A 15,416-nucleotide genomic window follows, 5' to 3' on the forward strand; every position below is an offset into this window, starting at 1 on the left:
GCTCGGGCCGTCAGCCGTCGCCGCGGCGCAGCGGGATGCCCAGCACCGCGGGCTCGGGCGGGGCGAGCACGTCCGCCGCCTCGTCCGCGACCGGGACGCCGTCGTCCGGGACCGGCCCGACCCAGACCCGCCACAGGGGCCCCTCGGGGTGCAGCCGTCCGGGCGCCACCAGGCGGGCGCGCGGACCGGCGGCGTCGCGCTGCGCCCGCAGCCGCGGCACCCGCGACGCGGGGACGAACCCGACGACGAGGTTCCGGCACACGACGACCAGCCCGCCGTCGCGGCCGTCGTCGAACGCGACCTCCACCGGCACGGCGCCGCCGGTCGCGCGCTCTGCGGCGGTGAGCGCGGCGTGCAGCGACGTCTGGAGCGACCGGGTCTCCGTGGCGTGGAACCCGGGGTGGACGTCGGCGTCGACGCGGGTGCTGCGGGTGAGCCTCACGACGGTCAGCCTCCCACGGCCGCCCGGTCGGCGGCGAGGCCGAGCCGGTGGGCGTGCGGCGCGGCGCGCAGCACCGTCCGGGCGACCGCGCCCCCGGTGGCGACCAGCAGGTCCACCCGGTCCCGGGTGCTCGGGAACAGCCGGGCGCCGACGGTGTACCGGGCGTCGAACGCCGGGTCGAACACGGCCGCGTCGGTGGTACCGAACACGTAGGTCATCGTCGCGACCCGCCCGATCGAGCCGGGGCTGTAGCGCGCGTGCGCCTGGGCGTACGCGTCGAGGAACCCGAAGTACCCGGACCCCGACCGCAGCGCGTACCCGATCCACAGGGTCTGCCCGCCGGCGGCGAGCCGGAGCGCCAGCAGGTCCTTGTCCCGGCGGAACCCCGCGGTGACGGCCCGGAACCAGCGCTCGGCCACCGGGTCCAGCCGCAGCGCGGCACCACCGCGGGCCGGGTCGCCCTTCCAGCCCGCCACCTGGAGGTCGAGGAACTCGTCGTCGACGTCCGGGTCGGTGCTGCGGTCGTGCAGCTCGAGCGGCCCGTCCGCCGCACGGGCGAGCCCGCGGACGCCGCGCCGCATGTTCCGGCGCTCGTCGGTCCGCATGTGGTCCCAGGAGAGCGGGGGGTCGACGACCGGCCCGGGCCCCTCGGGGACCGGCAGGACCGTCACGGCCTCCCGGGGCGCACAGACCGTGGTCCGGCGACGCCGCTCGTGCACCCGGGGGCCGGACCGGCGCCCGACGACCTCGGCGAGCGCCCGGGCGAGCGGTCCGTCCGCGGGGAAGTGCTGGAGCTGGACCAGCCCGGGCAGCCCCACGGACCGGATGCCGTCGAGCAGCGCCGCGAGCGCCTCGGCGGCCCGGTCCGCGCGGACCAGCGGGTGGTGCCGGTCGGCGTGGGAGGTCATGAACGCGCCGCCGGTCGTGGTGGCGCGCACGGGCACGCGCGGCGCGACGGGTTTGACGGTGACCGCGAGGACGCCGAGCCACTGCCCACCCTCGTGCGCGACGACCAGCTGCAGGTCGGCGGCCTGCGCACCGCGGTCCCGCGCCGGGACGAGGAACCGCGGGTCGAGGTACGCGTTGGGTTCGAGCGCGGCGTCGGCGAGCCGCTGCCAGGCCTCCGCGTCGGCGCGGGTGACCTGGGCGAGGGGGATGAGCCGGATCTGCACGATGTCCTCCCGGACGCGGTCGGTCGGGCCGGCGGAGGTGCGTCTTCGGGTGCCCCGGGGGGGCTCCTGGCGGTGACGCCGCGAGCGTACTGTCGCGTTTGGCATGTTTTGGGCGGGTTTGCGGGTGAGAATTTCCGACCACGACCCCGGTTTCCGCGCCAGGGCCCGGGGCCATGCCACCCCCTGGCGACCCGCGCGGCGACGGGCCACACTGACCGCACGACGCCACCGACGACGTCGAGGAGGGGTGGACCCGTGCCGACCGACGAGATCGACCGACCCCACCCCGGCGCCGTGTCCCGCACGCACGCCGCGCACGAGCAGTTCCTCACCACCGGCGTCCCGGTCCGCGGCGTCCGGCCCGTCGTCGCCGACTCGTGGGTGCGCAGCCTGCGCAGCGGCGTCGACCCCGAGCGCCCCGCACCGCCCGTCACCCTGTCCGACGCGGACCTGCGGGCGCACCGCCGCGAGCACCCCCTGCGGCTCGCGCTGCCGGTGGTCCGCGGGCTGCTGCTCGACGCCGCCCTGACCGAGGGGTTCGTCGTCGCGCTGACCGACGCCGGCGGCCGGCTGCTGTGGATCGCCGGCGACGACCGGGTGCGGCGCGCCGTCGAGGGCGTCGGGTTCGTCGAGGGGGCCGCCTGGGACGAGCAGCACGTCGGCACCAACGCCCCCGGCACCGCGCTCGCGACCGGGCGCGCCGTCCAGGTGCTCGCCGCCGAGCACTTCGCCCACGCGGTCCAGCCGTGGAGCTGCACGGCCGCCGTCCTGCGGGACCCGGCCGGCCGGACCCTCGGCGCGCTGGACGTCACGGGCCGCGACCCCGCCGCCTCGCCGCTCATGCTGTCGCTGGTGCGCGCGACCGCCGCCGCCGTGGAGGCCGACCTGCGCGCCCGCGACCTCGCGCGGGGTTCGGCGGCCGGCACCGCGGCGGACGCGACCGCGGCCCGGCTCGAGGTGCTGCGCCCGGACTCCGGCGTCCTGCACCCGCCGGGCGGCGCACCCCGGGCGCTGTCGCTGCGGCACGCGGAGCTGCTGCTGCTGCTCGCCGAGCACCCGCGCGGGCTGCACGCCGGCGAGCTCGCCGTGCTGCTGCACCCCGACGCGGTGTCCGAGGTCGCCGTGCGCGCCGAGGTGTCCCGGCTGCGCCGTGCCGCCGGACCGCTGGTCGCGCACTCCCGGCCGTACCGGCTGACGGCACCGCTGTCGTCCGACGCGGCGGGCGTCCGGGCGGCGCTCGCCGCGGGGGACGTGCGCGCCGCACTGGACCGCTACCCGGGTCCCGTGCTGCCGCGGTCGCGGGCCCCCGGCGTCGAGCAGGTCCGGGACGCCCTGGCGTCCGACGTGCGCGCCGCGGTCCTGCACGCCGCCGACGTCGTCGCCCTGGAGGGCTGGCTCGACCGCGACGAGGGCGCCGACGACTGGCCGGCGTGGGAGCGCCTCGCCGCGCTCACCCCACCCGGCAGCGCCGCACGCGCCCGCGCGACGGGCCGGCTCGGCCTGCTGGTGCGGCGGCTCGGCGACACCCGCGGGCCCGCGGACGCGTGACCTGCGGTGCAACCCCGCTGCAACCTCCCGCGACCTACCGTCGCGCGCACGGCGCACCGCAACGACGCGGGCGCCCCGGCCGCGGCCGCACCCCGGACCGCGGCCGGCCACGTGAGCACGGAGGCGCGCACATGACCGTCTACGCAGCACCCGGGCAGCCCGGCAGCCCCGCCACCTACCGCGAGCGCTACGACCACTGGATCGGCGGCGAGCTCGTCGCCCCCGCGTCGGGCCGCTACTTCGAGAACCCGTCGCCGGTGACGGGCCGCACCTTCACCGAGGTCGCGCGCGGCGACGCCGCCGACATCGAGCGGGCCCTGGACGCCGCGCACGGCGCAGCCCGCGCCTGGGGCAGGACCACCGCGACCGAGCGCGCGGTGATCCTCAACAAGATCGCCGACCGCATGGAGCAGAACCTCGAGATGCTGGCCGTCGCCGAGTCCTGGGAGAACGGCAAGCCGGTCCGCGAGTGCCTCGCCGCCGACATGCCGCTCGCGGTCGACCACTTCCGCTACTTCGCCGGCGCGGTCCGTGCCCAGGAGGGGTCGATCTCCGAGATCGACGCCGACACCATCGCCTACCACTTCCACGAGCCGCTCGGCGTGGTCGGGCAGATCATCCCGTGGAACTTCCCGATCCTCATGGCCGTGTGGAAGCTCGCACCCGCGCTGGCCGCCGGGAACACCGTCGTGCTCAAGCCCGCCGAGCAGACCCCCGCGTCGATCCTGCTGCTGATGGAGCTCATCGGGGACCTGCTGCCCCCGGGCGTCGTGAACGTCGTCAACGGGTTCGGCGTCGAGGCCGGCAAGCCCCTGGCGTCCAGCCCGCGGATCCGCAAGATCGCGTTCACCGGCGAGACGACGACCGGGCGGCTGATCATGCAGTACGCCAGCCAGAACATCATCCCCGTGACGCTGGAGCTCGGCGGCAAGAGCCCGAACATCTTCTTCGAGGACGTCGCCCGTGCCAAGGACGACTACTACGACAAGGCCCTCGAGGGGTTCACGATGTTCGCCCTCAACCAGGGCGAGGTGTGCACCTGCCCGTCGCGCGCGCTGATCCAGGAGTCCATCTACGACGGGTTCCTCGCCGACGCGATCGCCCGCACCGAGGCGGTCGTGCAGGGCAACCCGCTCGACACCGAGACGATGATCGGCGCGCAGGCGTCCAACGACCAGCTCGAGAAGATCCTGTCGTACATCGACATCGGGAAGGCCGAGGGCGCCAAGGTGCTCACGGGCGGCACCCGCGCCGAGCTCGACGGCGACCTCGCGGGCGGCTACTACGTGACGCCGACCATCTTCGAGGGCAAGAACTCCATGCGGATCTTCCAGGAGGAGATCTTCGGCCCGGTCGTCGCGGTGACGTCGTTCTCCGACTACTCCGACGCGATCCACACCGCGAACGACACCCTCTACGGGCTCGGCGCGGGCGTCTGGTCCCGCGAGTCGGCGATCGCCTACCGCGCGGGCCGGGACATCGAGGCCGGCCGCGTGTGGACGAACTGCTACCACGCGTACCCCGCGGCGGCGGCGTTCGGCGGCTACAAGGGCTCCGGCGTCGGGCGCGAGAACCACAAGATGATGCTCGACCACTACCAGCAGACGAAGAACCTGCTGGTGTCCTACTCCGGGCAGAAGCTCGGCTTCTTCTGAGCCGCACCCCACCACCCCACAGGCACCCGCGCGCGGCCCCGACCCCGGTCGCGCGCGGGGGCCGGGACGGAGCACCGTGCCCGACGACACCCCCGGCCGCGTGGACCTCACCCCCGCGGCCGCCGACCTCCTGCGCCGCCTGCACGCCCAGCACGGCGCGCTGATGTTCCACCAGTCCGGCGGCTGCTGCGACGGCTCCTCCCCCATGTGCTACCCCGCGGGCGACCTGATCCTCGGCGACGCCGACGTCCACCTCGGGGACCTGCGGGTCGACGACCTCACGGTCCCGGTGTGGATGAGCCGCGCCCAGTTCGGGTACTGGCGGCACACCCACCTGACGATCGACGTCGTCCCCGGCCGCGGCGCGGGGTTCTCGCTGGAGGCGCCCGAGGGGGTGCGGTTCCTCATCCGGTCGCGGCTGCTGACCGACGCGGAGCTGGCCGCCGAGGGCGCGGAGGTCCAGGTCGGGCCGGTGTGACTACCCCGGCTGCGCCGACCGCCGCCGCGCCAGGAGCCGGAGGGCGTCCTCGGCGAGCCACTCGTACGACTCGTCCGGGTCGCTCAGCACGACGGAGTCGTCGGCGTAGAGCCGCCGCGCGAGCGAGGCCGCGTCGCGCGCGTCGGTGATGCCCAGGTGGTCCAGCAGGGTCGCGATGTCGTCGAGGTCGCGCCCGGTCCGCCCGGCGGCGAGCTTCATCGCGAGGAGGTGCTCCGGGGACGCCACCGCGACCGACAGACCCGGAACGTCGAGCAGCACCGGGCCGCGCCGCGGGGCGTCCGGGAGGAACGCCGCGGCCGACGAGCTGAGCCAGTCGGCGGGCAGGTGACGCTCCGCGGCGATCGTCGCCGCGGCGTCCAGCACGTCGGTCGGCGGGCTGAACACCGCGTCGACGTCACGCGTCACCCGGCGCGCGTCGAGCTGCAGCGCCATCGCGGCGCCACCGACGACGTACAGGTCGCCGTGCACGCCGCGGTCGTGGAGCCGACGCCCGAGCTCGGTGAGGAGCTCGACCAGGTCGGCACGGGTGAGGTCGGCGCCGGTCACGCGGTCGTGAAGTTCCGTGCGTCGAACCAGATGCCGAGGCGCTTGAAGTCGATCGGCGTGCGCGCCATCGTCCTCGCCCGCAGCGCGTGCTCGCCGGCCGGCCACCAGAAGGCGTCGAGCGGCGGCACGTCGGTCCACCGCGGCGGGACGTGTCCGGCGAGCCTCGCCTGGTAGGCCACGGCCGTCGCCAGCAGCGTGTCCCACCGTCGGTCACCCACCGTGCCGGGCCGCGCCAGGAACGCTCGGACGTCCGCTGCCACGGTCAGGTACCGGAGGTGGTTCACACCGTCGAGCAGCAGGCGCAGCGCGTGGTGCTCGTCGCCCTGCTGCAGGCACGCCCGCACGTCATCGGCGATCTGGGGGACGGTCCGGTACGTCCGTCGGGCCTCCCGCAGGTGGCGCGCGACCTCCGGTTGCGACCGACCGACGAGCCGGGCGATCTCGCGCTGGGACCGACCCTGGTCGGACGCCTCGAGGATCACCTGGCGCAGCTGCGCGCGACCCGACTCGACCAGCGCATCCGCCTCACGCGCGCGGTCCGCGAGATCCATCCGACGCTCCCGACCGATAGTCCGCCCTATCATCCGACCAGCCTCATCGTACGCTCGGTGCCATGCACCTGCGCGCCCGCACCGTCGCGGGGACGGTCGTCCTCCTCGCCCTCGCCGCCTGCTCCGCACCCGCCGGGGGGACCCCGGAGCAGATCTCCGCCTGGATCGCCGAGCAGGACGCCGCCGACCAGGGGACCGGCACGCTGGGGACCGCGACGTCCCGCGTCGGCCCGGGCGACCCGGAGCCGTCCGCCGGCACCGGGATCACGCTGGAGTACGACGCGCCGGCCCGGGTGGACGCGGTGCGGGTGTCGTGCTTCGGGGACGGGACGCTGGACTTCACCGTCGCGACCACCTCCGCCGACGACCACGGCGGCAGCACCACCCGCGACGCCGAGGTCACCGACGTCGCCTGCGGCGGCGACCCGGTCGAGATCCCGCTGGACGCGACGGGAGTCACGGCGGTCCGCACCACCGGCTCGGGCGCCGACCGCACAGGCGCCTGGCACGCCGAGATCCTCGGCACGCAGCCGGCCTAGCCCCCACCCCCCTTCCCCCGTCGCTCGTCAGCCGAGGTCGAGGGTTCCGCGCGACACGCCGACGCGGCACGCCGGATCCATCGCGAAACCCTCGACCTCGGCGCCGCCGGAGGCGCTGAGCAGGGGGGGGGCGAAACGGGGACGGGACGCACAGCCGCCGCCTAGAGTCGAGGCAGCCCACCGTCCGACCGGCCCCACCGGGTCGCGCCCGAGGAGTCTCATGGAGCTCGTAGGAACCACGTTCATCGTCGTCGTCGCCGTCGTCGTGCTGATCGCGCTGGCGATCGTCGGCGCGATCTACGCCAAGGTGCGGTTCAAGATCGCCACGCCGGACGAGGCGCTCATCATCACCGGCCGCAAGAGCGGCAAGCCCGTCATCAACCCGGAGACGGGGGACGAGACCACCGACCTGTCCGGCCAGCGCGTCGTGATCGGCGGCGGCACGTTCGTCAAGCCGATCTTCGAGCAGGTCGTGCGGCTGTCGCTCGCGTCGCAGAGCTTCCCGGTGGCCGCGGAGGACGCGACCACGAAGAGCGGCGTCGGCGTGACCCTGCGGTCCATCGCGGTCGTCAAGGTCGGCGGCACCGAGCGCATGGTCCGCGCGGCCGCCCAGCGGTTCGCCGGCCGCAGCCAGGAGCAGGTCATCGAGCAGCAGACCTCCGAGGTCCTCGTCGGCGTGCTGCGCACGATCGCGGGCACCCTGACCGTCGAGTCGATCCTGTACGAGCGCCAGGACTTCTCCAAGGAGGTCAAGGACATCGCGGTGCCGATGCTCGCCGAGCGCGGCCTCATCCTCGAGAACTTCGAGATCCAGACCGTCGAGGACTCCGGCGCCTACATCCGCAACCTCGGGCGTCCGCGCGCCGCCGCCGTGGCCCGGGACGCCGAGATCGCCGAGGCCCAGGCCCAGCAGGAGAGCACGCAGCGCTCCAACGAGGCCGCCGTGCAGATCGCCGAGTCGAACAAGGCCCTCGCCCTGCGCAACGCGCAGATCGCCCAGGAGACCGCGACGGCCCAGGCCGACGCCGACGCCGCCCGCGAGCGCGCGGTCGCCGAGGCGCAGCAGGAGGTCCTGATCCAGCAGGAGCAGGTGGCCCTGCGCCGCGCCGCCCTGCGTGAGCAGGAGCTGCAGACCGAGGTCCGCAAGCCCGCCGAGGCCCGCAAGTACGAGGCGGCCCAGGAGGCCGACGCCCGCAAGTACGCCGCCGAGCAGGAGGCCGAGGCCGCCAAGACCACGGCCATCCGCCGCTACGAGGCCGAGGCGCAGCGCACCACCGCGCAGGCCGAGGCCGAGGCGTCCGCCGCGCGCTCCCGCGCGGAGGCCGCGCTCATCGAGCAGCAGCGCCAGGCGCAGGGTGCGCTCGCGCTCGCGAAGGCCGAGGCCGACGGCATCCAGGCGCGCGGTGAGGCCGAGGCCGCCGCCGAGCGCGCCCAGGGCGAGGCCCGCGCCGCGGCGATCAAGGCCGAGTCCGACGCGTACCAGTCGTTCCCCGAGTCGGCCCGCCTGCAGATGGTCCTCGACGCCCTGCCGAAGGTCGCCCAGCCCTACGCGGACGCCCTCGGCGCGATCGACGGCATCACCATCATCGACAAGGACGGCGCGTCCCGGCTGCCGGGCCAGGTGTCCACCGGCGTGCAGGAGCTCTCCACGATGCTCAAGGCGCAGACGGGGATCGACGTCCTCGACCTGCTCCAGGGTCTCGGCGGCCGGCGCGGCGAGACGTCCGCGACCGCCGTCACGGCGCCCGCCGCGTCGTCGAGCGCGACCGCCGACCACGCGGCGGCCGACGGGGTCACGGGCTGATGGACGTCCCGCCCACCCGCCGCTGAGCGGGACGCCGCGCGGCCGGGACCCCGGACCGCGCGGCGTCCTCGACCACGGGAGGACCTCGCATGACCACGGGACCGCGGGTGCTGGGCGTCGACGCCTGCCGCGGCGGTTGGGTCGGTGTCGTGCTGGACGACGGGCCCCCGACCGCGCACGTCGCGCGCCGGTTCGGCGACGTCGTCGCGCTGGCGTCCGCCGGCGGGCCGGTCGCGGTGGTCGGGGTGGACATCCCGATCGGCCTGCCCCGCACCGGCCGGCGCGCCGCCGACGTGCTCGCGAAGGCGGCCGTCGGGCCGTTGCGATCCTCGGTGTTCCTCACCCCGGTGCGCGCGGCGCTGGTCGCCCCCGACCACGCGACCGCCGTCGCGGTGAACCGGGAGCTGGCCGGCGAGGGCACCTCGATCCAGGCCTACGGTCTGCGGCACCGCGTGCTCGAGGTCGAGGCGTACGCCGCCGACGCCGGGCACCCGGTGCTGGAGGTGCACCCGGAGGTGGTGTTCGCCCACCTGAACGGCGCGCCGCTGACGGTGCGCAAGCCGACCTGGGCTGGTGCGGCGCTCCGGCACCGGCTGCTCGCGGACCAGGGTGTCACGCTCGACGGCGACCTCGGGCTGGCCGGGCAGGACGCGGCGGTCGACGACGTGCTCGACGCCGCCGCGGTCGCGTGGACCGCGCGGCGCGCCGCCGCCGGGACCGCTCGCTCGCTCCCCGACCCGCCCGAGGACCTCGGGGACGGCACGACCGCCGCGATCTGGGTGTGACCGCACCCGCGTGCGCCCCGCGGCGGCTCAGTGCAGCGCCTTGAGCCCCACCACGCCGCCGACGATCATCGCGAGGAACAGGATCTTCAGCACGGAGACGGACTCGCCCCCGGTGGCCATCGCGTAGACCACGGTGAGCACCGCACCGATCCCGACCCACACCGCGTAGGCGGTGCCGACCGGGAGGTCCCGCATCGCGTACGCGAGGCCGCCCATGCTGGCGAGCAGCGCGACCGCGAACACGATCGACGGGCCCAGGCGGCTGAACCCCTCCGACTTGCCGAGGGCGGTCGCCCACACGGCCTCGAGGACTCCGGACACGACGAGCACGATCCAGGACATGGTTCTCTCCCACGGGCCGTCTTGTCGCGCTCCGGGTACGGCACCCCTCGTCCGGGAGCCGCCGGCGACGGCGGGCTCTGCCGACCAGCGTGGCACCGGGTGCGACCCGCCGGCAAGTGCGGGCCGCCCCCGGGTCCGGTCAGTAGTCCATCCGGACCTGGCTGTCGCCGTAGTACTGGTGGTAGGCCGCCCCCATGCTGTCGGGCCACGACACACCCGTCACGCCGAACAGCGCGGTTCCCGGCCACATGGTGGTCTCATCGTTGCTCAACGCGATGTGGATGCGTGCGGCCGGCACGCGGATGGTCGTGAGGTCCCGCTTGATCTCGATCCGCCGGCGGACGGTGACCTGCGGGCCGATCATCGCGTTCCCCGGGGAGACGGTGATCCGGTAGTCGTCCGTCTCCGCCTCGACCGTGGTGGGGAACCAGGTGAAGACCCCGCCGTCCATCGCCGAGAGCGTGTGGGTGATGACGTCCCCGGCACGCAGGTCCGCGTCGACCGTCCCCCCGTTGGGCGTCATGTTGTACGTCAGCCAGCAGCCTGACCGGATGGCGCCACGGATGGCGTCGTCGCCGCCCTGGCAGTCGCCGGCGGCCAGGTTGAACGCCCCCACCTGGACCGGGCTCGACGTCATCTTCGCCGTCCCGGACCCGACCTCCTGGGCGCTGACCAGCCCTCGGGGCAGGGTGGTCCGGACGGTCACCGCCCGGTCGACCGTGGTCAACGCGTGCGAGGCGCGCACCGACAGGGAGAGGGTGCCGTTCGCCATGTCACGGCTGGCCTTGGTGAAGCGCTCGGTGCGGACGACGGTCGAGGTCCCGTCGCCGTTCGACGTCAGTGCCCAGCTGACCTCGCTGCTCGGTCCCACCTCGCCCCACAGCGGCAGGTGCGCCGTGAGCTCGGCCGGCAGCGTGATCGCGTGCGAGCGCACCTCGTCCGGCTGGTAGGTCAGCGCCCGGGCAGTGGGCGTGTCGGCGGCGGCCTTGAAGGAGACGGTCCCCCAGGTGCCGGGCCGGAACGCGGTGCCCGCGTTCGGCCGCGCCGTGACGTGGTACGCCCCGTCGTGCACGACCGAGGTTCCCTGAAGGGTGGTGCTCGCGGTGGCCGTCTGCGTCGTGAGCGGGCTGGGCACCGTGGCGCCCGCGCTGACCGGCGCGCCGGTGGAGGGCACCCCGGTCGCGGTGACGACCACGGGGAACTGGAGCCGGGGGGTGGTGTACGTCGTGGCCGCCGCACCGAGGGTCGCGGTCCGGGTGACCCGCACCTGGTTGCTGCCGACGGTGGAGCGGGTCCACACCGCGCCCGCCTCTGTCGGCAGCGTCCCCGGCTCGAGCCAGGACGGCAGGGTGACCGTGTGCACGAGCGCCGTGCCGGGGGCGGCCGTGAAGGCCACCGGTGTCGAGGCGGTCGGGGTGGTGAGGAACGACACCGTACCCTCCCCACCCGGGGCGAACGCGTCGGTGCCGGTCGGGGTGACGGTCAGCCCGTGGATCCCCACCAGCGTCTCCGTCGACGCGGACACGCCCACGTCCCGCTGGTCGGCGCTGCTCGCCGAGTGGAGCGGGAGGGCCACGTCGACCAGGACCGTCCCCGTGGCCGTGCCGACGGTCCTGGCCGCGCGCACAGGGAGCTCCACCCGGACCGCGGGGTGGGTGCTCCGCGGCCCGGAGAACGTCTCCGTGCGGATGACGGTCCGCGAGCCCTCCGCGGTCCACCGCACCGTGCTGTACCCCGTCGAGGCCTCGTCGGGCAGGTTGCCGTCGACGGCCAACCACGACGGCAGGGTGATCGTGTGGGACACGGCGTCGTCCGCGTCGATCCGCAGCGCGGTCGACGCCGCGCCGGGCGTGACGTCGAAGCGGAGCGTCCCGGGGGCGTCCGGCTGGAACCACGTCCCGGCCACGGGCGCGACGGTGAGGCCGTGCACACCGACGTCGGTGACCGTCACCGCCCCGACGGGCACCTCGGTCGTGTCGGCGTCGCTGGTCAGGTGGTCGGGCAGCGTGACCGTCGCGCGGACCTCGGCGCCGTCCTGCAACGACCCGCTCGCCGCCACGGTCACGGTCGGCGCCTCCGCGGTCCGGTAGGTGTCGTCGGCGACGTCGCGGTCGAACCGCTCGGTCCGCGTGATCGTGGAGGCGCCGCCGGACGTCGTGCTCGCCCAGGTGGTGGTGCTCCAGTCCCCGACGGACTGCGCCGGAAGCGCACCCGGGTTGAGGCCACGCGGCAGCTCGATCGTGTGCACCAGGACGTCGCCCTGGCGGGCGGTGAACGGAGCCGTGCTCGCGCTCTCGGGCAGGAGCCGGAAGCGCAGCCGACCCGTCGACCCCACGCCGAAGCGCTCCCCGGTCGTGGGCGCCGCCGACAGGCCGTAGACGCCGACCGCGGTCCGCGTCGTGGACGCGACGAGCGCCGTCGCGGTCTCCCGGGCGGGATGAGCGTGTTCCGGCAGACCGGTCGCGACGCTGACGGTGCCGGGCGTGGACGTGCTCCCCGGCCGCGCGGCACGCACCGGGATCTCCACCCTGTCCGCACGGAACTGGGTCTGGGCGGTGGCGGACGCCTGCGTGCGGGTGAGCGTCGTCGTACCGTCGGGTCCGGGCACCGCCGACCACGTCACCCCACCGGCGCCGGTGGGCACCGGGTCGGGGCTCAGCCAGGAGGGCAGGGTCACCGTGTGGACGACCTGGTCGCCGGGAGCGAGGTCGACCGGCACGCCCGCGCCACCGGGGGTCGTGTCGAACCGCACCGTGCCCCGCATTCCCGGGAGGAACGCGTTGCCGGTGGACGGGGTCACGGTCAGGTCGTAGGCACCGACGTCGACGACCCGGACCGCGCTGACGGGGACGGCGTCGATCGGCGCGGTGCTGGTCAGGTGCCCCGGGACGGTCGCGGTGGCGCTCACGAGCGCCCCGTCGGCGAGCTGCGGGCCCGCGGTCACCCGGATCGTGAAGGTCGCGTTGTTGCGGAAGGTGTGGTCGGCGAGCTCGGTGTGGAACTCCTCGGTCCGGGTCACGGTCCAGACGCCGCCGGACTCGGACTTGTCCCACCGGATCGTGCTGGACGGCCCCTCGCTCGGCGCGTAGAGGGCGCCCGGGACGAGGCCGGCGGGCAGGACGACCTGGTGCACGGTCCGGTCGCCGACCCCGGCGGTGAAGGGTGCGGTGGACGTGGGGATGAGGCGGAACGTCACCGCGCCCTGGGCACCCGGTACGAACCGGTCGCCCGCGTCGGGCGACACCGCGAGGGCGTGCATCCCGACGGAGGTCGCGGAGGTCGACGCCACCGGCACGCTGCCGGTGCGGCTCGCGCTCACCGAGTGCGCGGGGACCGTCGCCGTGACGGACGCGGTGGCCTGCCCCAGGCCGGTGCGTCGGGCGCGCACGGGCAGCTCCACGACCGACCCGGCGTGCTCGGTCCGGGCGGTCAGGGTCTCGGTTCGGGTCACGACGGTCGTACCGCCCGCCCCGGATCTGGCGACCCACCGCGCCGCACCGTCGTCGACGGGGAGCAGGACCTCGAGCCAGGACGGCACCGTGATGTCGTGGGAGAGCGTGTCGCCGTCGTCGAACCGGGCCGGGACGGTCGCGGCTCCGGCCGTCGTCGCGAACCGGAGGGTGCCGGTCATGTCGGGCAGGAACGCGGACCCGCTGGCGGGTGCGACCTGGAGGTCGTACACGCCCACGGCGAGGCGCGCGGCCGCGAGGGCGTCGATCTCGTCGCTGCCGCGGGAGCTGGTGAGCCCACCGGGCAGGGCGACGCCGGCACGGATGGTGTCGCCCGCGACGGGCACGCCGACGGTCTGGACGGGGAAGCCGAGGTCGACGGTGTTGAAGCTCGTCCAGTCCTCGAAGAACGTCTGGGTGCGTCGCACGGTCCAGATGCCGCTGTCCGGGTCCTGCGACGACGACCACACGGTGTGGCTGCGGGCCGCAGGCAGGTAGACCGGCAGCGTCCCGGGCGCGAGCCACCCGGGCAGCGTGAACGTGTGGACCAGGGCCTCGTCGGCGCGGAAGTCGGTGGGGCGGATCGCCGACGACGGTGTCGCCCGGAACGTCACGGTGCCGACGGTGCCCTCGGTGAACCGCGGGACGTCGGTCGGCGTCACGGCCAGGTCGTGCACGCCGATCTCGACGTGGCTGGTCCCGGTGACGGCGACGGCGTCGCTCGGGGCGGTCGAGGCCAGGTGCTCGGGCGCGCTCACGGACGCCACCACGTTCCCACCGGTCAGCACGCCCCGCGCCACGACGGGGAACGACAGGCGGTCCGTCGCGGTGAAGCCGGTCTGCGCGCCGGTGAACCGCGACGTGCGGCTCACGGTCCAGGCGCCGCTGTCGGGGTCCTGGGTCGTGGCCCACTCGATGTGTCCGTTGGCGAACGTCGACGAGGCCGGGAGCGTCCCGGGCTCGAGCCAGGACGGCAGCGTGGTCGAGAACACGAGGGCGTCGTCGGCCCTCAGGTCCACCGGGACCGTGTCGCGGCCCACAGGGGTCATCCGGTAGGAGACCGTCCCGGCCTCGCCCGGGCGGAAGCCGCCACGCCCCCCGGCGGGGACCACGGTCAGGTCGTGCACGCCCACGTCCACCCGGTCGGTGGCGCCGAAGAGGTTGCCGGCGACCGTCGAGCTGCGCGTGACGGCAGCGGTCACCGCGAGGCCGGGCACGACCAGCGCGACGATCGCGAGCGCCGTCACGACGGCGGCGGGGAGCCGCCGACGTCCGGGCGTCCGGGCGGCGCGGGCGCGGGCGGTGTTCATGCGAGGTCCTCGGGGGTGGTCGTGGCGTCCGCGGAACCGGCGGTCCGGTTCGGTCGGCGGGACAGGAGCAGGGCGGCGGCGAGCAGCGACCCGGCGCCGAGCGTGGCCGCCACGGGCAGGGCGTGGCGGGTCAGCCCCGCGCGGTCGAACCGGTCGGCCGTCCACGGGTCGTCGCCGTCGGCGCGGTCGGCCGGCTGCTCGACGGAGGCGAGCACGACGCTGAAGGTGACGGACGTCCCGTCCGGCAGCGCCGTGTCGGCCGGGAGGGCGACGACGCCGCACAGCGAGGTCGTCCCGCCCGCGTCGAGGGTGCCGAGCGGGACACCCCGATCGGAGCCGAGCAGCGCCGCACCGTCGGGGTCCGTGGCCGGAGCCGTGCACGTCTCGTCGAACCGGCCCGCGACCCGCACGTCCAGGTCGGCGCCGCCGGCGCCCTCGACCCGGTCGACCACGGTCGTCATCGCGACCCGCAGCGGCGTCCCGGCGTGGTTGGTCACCGTCGCCTGGGCGAGGTGCTCCTCGCCGGGCCGCAGGGTCACGTGGAACAGCGCCTGCGCGGGCTCGACCGCCAGGCCAGTCGGCTCCGGCTCCACGGCGAGCCGTGGACCGGGAGCGGGGTCGGGCGCGAGGTCGCTGGGCACCGCACAGCCACCGAGGGCCAGCACGCCGGACAGCGAGAGACCGACGAGCAGCAGGCCGGTGAGGGCTCGGGACAGGACAGGCACACGTGCTCCGCACGATGGAAGCGGCAACGGTCGGGTCGGACCGCACCGG

Annotated in this window: 13 protein-coding genes and 1 riboswitch; of the genes, 6 read left to right on the plus strand and 7 right to left on the minus strand. The window is 75.3% G+C overall.

What is annotated here, in order from left to right; translation table 11 throughout:
• Positions 1-10 precede the first annotated feature (10 nt).
• Together ACFVXN_RS10500 and ACFVXN_RS10505 are read right to left on the minus strand one after the other, a co-directional pair.
• Positions 11-442 carry a hypothetical protein gene (locus tag ACFVXN_RS10500; RefSeq protein WP_389231439.1) on the minus strand — a complete coding sequence of 144 codons (432 nt, stop codon included), beginning with the start codon at positions 440-442 and terminating at the stop codon, positions 11-13.
• Between the two features lie 5 nt (positions 443-447).
• The gene (locus tag ACFVXN_RS10505) at positions 448-1,614 is read right to left on the minus strand and encodes a GNAT family N-acetyltransferase (RefSeq protein ID WP_389231442.1); all 1,167 of its coding nucleotides are present in this window, start codon (positions 1,612-1,614) and stop codon (positions 448-450) included.
• A 255-nt stretch (positions 1,615-1,869) separates the two neighbouring features.
• On the opposite strand from ACFVXN_RS10505, the gene ACFVXN_RS10510 reads away from it, so the two are divergent.
• From ACFVXN_RS10510 to ACFVXN_RS10520, 3 genes are all read left to right on the plus strand, one after another.
• Positions 1,870-3,162, plus strand: a complete 1,293-nt coding sequence (locus ACFVXN_RS10510; RefSeq protein WP_389231445.1) for a GAF domain-containing protein — start codon at positions 1,870-1,872, stop codon at positions 3,160-3,162.
• Between the two features lie 131 nt (positions 3,163-3,293).
• Complete coding sequence (locus tag ACFVXN_RS10515; protein WP_389231448.1) at positions 3,294-4,817, plus strand: aldehyde dehydrogenase family protein; 1,524 nt, start codon at positions 3,294-3,296, stop codon at positions 4,815-4,817.
• 76 nt (positions 4,818-4,893) lie between these two features.
• On the plus strand, positions 4,894-5,295 hold the full coding sequence (locus tag ACFVXN_RS10520) for a DUF779 domain-containing protein (RefSeq protein ID WP_389231451.1): 402 nt from the start codon (positions 4,894-4,896) through the stop codon (positions 5,293-5,295).
• Here ACFVXN_RS10520 and ACFVXN_RS10525 read toward each other — a convergent pair whose 3' ends face one another.
• Both ACFVXN_RS10525 and ACFVXN_RS10530 read right to left on the minus strand, forming a co-directional pair.
• Positions 5,296-5,862 (minus strand): DUF6036 family nucleotidyltransferase, encoded by a 567-nt coding sequence (locus ACFVXN_RS10525; protein WP_389231454.1) that lies wholly within the window; start codon positions 5,860-5,862, stop codon positions 5,296-5,298. It lies immediately after the preceding gene.
• The gene (locus ACFVXN_RS10530) at positions 5,859-6,413 is read right to left on the minus strand and encodes a hypothetical protein (protein ID WP_389231457.1); all 555 of its coding nucleotides are present in this window, start codon (positions 6,411-6,413) and stop codon (positions 5,859-5,861) included. Before ACFVXN_RS10530 ends, ACFVXN_RS10525 begins: the two co-directional genes overlap by 4 nt.
• A gap of 62 nt (positions 6,414-6,475) precedes the next feature.
• Between ACFVXN_RS10530 and ACFVXN_RS10535 the strand changes: the two genes are divergently transcribed.
• The 3 genes from ACFVXN_RS10535 to ACFVXN_RS10545 all read left to right on the plus strand — a co-directional run bounded on the left by ACFVXN_RS10535 (position 6,476) and on the right by ACFVXN_RS10545 (position 9,541).
• Positions 6,476-6,952, plus strand: a complete 477-nt coding sequence (locus tag ACFVXN_RS10535) for a hypothetical protein (protein ID WP_389231459.1) — start codon at positions 6,476-6,478, stop codon at positions 6,950-6,952.
• Between the two features lie 220 nt (positions 6,953-7,172).
• On the plus strand, positions 7,173-8,756 hold the full coding sequence (locus ACFVXN_RS10540) for a flotillin family protein (protein ID WP_389231461.1): 1,584 nt from the start codon (positions 7,173-7,175) through the stop codon (positions 8,754-8,756).
• A gap of 89 nt (positions 8,757-8,845) precedes the next feature.
• Positions 8,846-9,541 carry a DUF429 domain-containing protein gene (locus ACFVXN_RS10545; RefSeq protein WP_389231464.1) on the plus strand — a complete coding sequence of 232 codons (696 nt, stop codon included), beginning with the start codon at positions 8,846-8,848 and terminating at the stop codon, positions 9,539-9,541.
• Between the two features lie 27 nt (positions 9,542-9,568).
• Here ACFVXN_RS10545 and ACFVXN_RS10550 read toward each other — a convergent pair whose 3' ends face one another.
• The 3 genes from ACFVXN_RS10550 to ACFVXN_RS10560 all read right to left on the minus strand — a co-directional run bounded on the left by ACFVXN_RS10550 (position 9,569) and on the right by ACFVXN_RS10560 (position 15,367).
• On the minus strand, positions 9,569-9,883 hold the full coding sequence (locus ACFVXN_RS10550; RefSeq protein ID WP_389231467.1) for a DMT family transporter: 315 nt from the start codon (positions 9,881-9,883) through the stop codon (positions 9,569-9,571).
• A 10-nt stretch (positions 9,884-9,893) separates the two neighbouring features.
• Positions 9,894-9,962, minus strand: a riboswitch (guanidine-III (ykkC-III) riboswitch).
• A 60-nt stretch (positions 9,963-10,022) separates the two neighbouring features.
• On the minus strand, positions 10,023-14,642 hold the full coding sequence (locus tag ACFVXN_RS10555; RefSeq protein WP_389231470.1) for a hypothetical protein: 4,620 nt from the start codon (positions 14,640-14,642) through the stop codon (positions 10,023-10,025).
• Entirely contained in the window at positions 14,639-15,367 is a 729-nt protein-coding gene (locus ACFVXN_RS10560; protein WP_389231472.1) for a hypothetical protein, read from the minus strand. The genes ACFVXN_RS10555 and ACFVXN_RS10560 overlap by 4 nt, the downstream gene beginning before the upstream one ends.
• Positions 15,368-15,416: the final 49 nt, after the last annotated feature.

The organism is Cellulomonas sp. NPDC058312 (assembly GCF_042880135.1).
In the GTDB taxonomy this organism is placed as follows: domain Bacteria; phylum Actinomycetota; class Actinomycetes; order Actinomycetales; family Cellulomonadaceae; genus Cellulomonas.